The 1,936-nt window shown below is 56.6% G+C and carries 2 protein-coding genes; both read left to right on the plus strand.

All coding sequences use genetic code 11. From position 1 onward, the window contains the following. The first annotated feature begins 184 nt into the window (after nt 1-184). On the plus strand, nt 185-421 hold the full coding sequence (locus NHH03_RS27655) for a MoaD/ThiS family protein (protein ID WP_253161599.1): 237 nt from the start codon (nt 185-187) through the stop codon (nt 419-421). Between the two features lie 936 nt (nt 422-1,357). Beyond that, nucleotides 1,358-1,936: hypothetical protein (locus NHH03_RS27660; RefSeq protein ID WP_253161600.1), on the plus strand; the 579-nt coding region annotated here is incomplete at its 3' end.

The raw sequence follows: 1,936 nt of genomic DNA on the forward strand, positions 1-1,936 counted from the left end.
GCCCTTCGATTTCTAATCGCTGTTCGATGCAGCAAGAAATCTTGATTCGATTCACTGGCCGGCGGCATGATCAACGTGTCGCCGGCCAGTCTTTTTACCCTCGTGGTACCCGAAGAGTTCGACGTTCAAGAACTCATTCGACAACCTCGAGTCACCCCATTCCCTCACACAGAAAACCAACCCCATGCAAATCTTACTGATCAACAACGATGGAGCAGGCTTCGCCGACTACATCGAGCTTCCCGAAAGCACGTCGGTGCAAGAACTGTTCAACCAGCGTGTCGGCAGCGGCCGTGAATCAAACTACCTGATTCGCGTCAATCGGTTGCCGGTTCCCCGCGACCAAGCCCTGCAGGAAGGCGATCGGGTTTCGATCACTCCCACCAAGATCGAGGGTGCGTCGTGTCTCGGCAAGCTCTAACCCCGTACAGACGCAGTGATCGCAGGCTGGTGCTACAGAGATATCGAATCGCCAGACGAATCATCGCTGCGCAAGATCGTCTTGGACCGTCCAGCGAGCAGGCTGATCCAATCCCCGCCGAATCCGTGACACAAATTCAACGGCTTCAGCGTCTGCAGGCCCTGGCTTCCACCCGAGGCTGGTCTCTCGCTGCCAAGCGGATTCGTCGCCAGTGTTTGAGCGAACTGGATTCGCTGGTTCGATGGAAAGACCGCGCCGAGTCGATGTGTGACCAGAATCCCGTCCAAGGCAACTGTCGTCGCACGTCTGAGATTCTGCAAGACCTGTCGGCACTCGAGTCGGACTTCGATGCCGTGGCGCTGAACGCTAAGGCCGGAACCATTGCTGTGACGACCGAACCGATCGAGCTGGAAGGAGTTGAGCTGGGCAGGTTTGAAATCGTGCTGGAACTCCGGCACCTTGGCCAGCCCCCATGCTACCGCATCGTGGCGAAAGATTCGCAGTCAGCGGTTTGCTGTGATTCGACTATCCACCCGCATGTACAGGACGAGACCCTGTGCGAAGGGGAGGGACGCCAGGCGATCAAGCGTGCGGTTGAACAAACACGGTTGTTCGACTTCTTTGTGATCGTGCGGCAGATCCTGCGAACCTATAACCGCTGCAGTGCCTACACCAGCCTGGAAGATTGGTTTGGAGTGCAGTGTGGGGATTGTGGCGGGACTGTCAATCAAGACGAGTGCTCAAGTTGTGCCCGCTGCGGCGGCCCAGTTTGTGACGGGTGCAGTTGTTCCTGCGACGGCTGCAGTGATTCGATCTGCGATGACTGCACCACAGTCTGCCATGGCTGTGAATCACGGCAATGCACCCGCTGCCTGGAATCTTGCGAACGTTGCGACAACCCTTTTTGTGAAGACTGTCTTTCGGAGAACCAATGTGATGATTGCCTTGAACAAGAAGAAGAAACCGAACCACCGACGCAGACGCCGACAAACGCAGCCACTGAGGTTCAGTCCCTACGCGTGGGCGAAACTACAGTTTCTGCGTGATGCGGGTGGATCGGAGGTCGGTGCGTTTGGCATCAGTGATGCGTCGGATCTGCTGTTGATCGAAGACGTCGTGATGATCGATCAAGTTTGCACCGCGGTCAGCGTGGAGTTTAGCGACGCGGCAGTTGCCGACTTTTTTGATGATCAAGTCGATCAAGGGCGAGTTCCCGAGCAGTTCGCCCGGATTTGGATTCATACCCATCCCGGCAGTTCTGCTCATCCCAGTGCGACTGATGAGAACACGTTTGCACGCTGCTTTGGGGCGTCGGATTGGGCAGTGATGTTCATCCTGGCCAAGCAGGGGGCAACCTACAGCCGATTGCGGATCAATTCGGGGCCGGGGTCGTCAACGCGACTGCGTCGTGAAATTGACTATTCGATCCCGTTTGATGCTTCCGACGAATCAGCGTGGCAGGATGAATATGATCGATCGGTCACGGTCGTTGACCCGTTCCGGGATTCGCGTGAG

The sequence above is a fragment of the Stieleria tagensis genome, from assembly GCF_024129865.1.
Classification (GTDB): Bacteria; Planctomycetota; Planctomycetia; order Pirellulales; family Pirellulaceae; genus Stieleria; species Stieleria tagensis.